Genomic DNA, 507 nt, shown 5'->3' on the forward strand with positions numbered 1-507 from the left:
GGCGGTGGCAAAACCACGCTGCTGGCAGAACTGCACCGGCGTGGTCATGCCGTTGTTGAGGAGCCCGGCCAGCGCATCGTGCGTGAAGCAACGTCTTCGGGCGATGATGCGGTGCCGTGGAACAACATGGAAGCGTTTTTACGCCGGGCGGTAACGCTCTCTATGGATGACCATGCTCAGGTGAGAAGCGATGGGCGGTCATGGGTATTTTTTGATCGCGGATTAATCGATGCAGCGGCAGCGCTTCAGGCAATAACCGGTGAACCGGTACTCACTACGCTTGCATCACGCTATCGTTATCACTCACGGGTGTTTCTTGTTCCCCCCTGGCCTGAGATTTATGTGCAGAACGGCGACCGACGTCACAGTATGGATGCTGCCGTGGCTGAATTTGAGCGATTGCAAGAGGTCTACCCGACGCTAGGCTATGCGGTGTCGCTGCTGCCTAAAGCCAGCGTGAATGCGCGTGCTGATTTTGTTCTGCGAACCTTGGCGTGCACAACGGTG

At 57.0% G+C, this 507-nt stretch carries 1 protein-coding gene; it reads left to right on the forward strand.

Translation table 11 applies throughout. The features are described 5' to 3' along the window. On the forward strand, window positions 1-507 hold a 507-nt coding region (locus J5224_RS35385; protein WP_264629435.1), incomplete at both ends, for an AAA family ATPase.

The sequence above is a fragment of the Candidatus Symbiopectobacterium sp. NZEC135 genome (assembly GCF_025962695.1).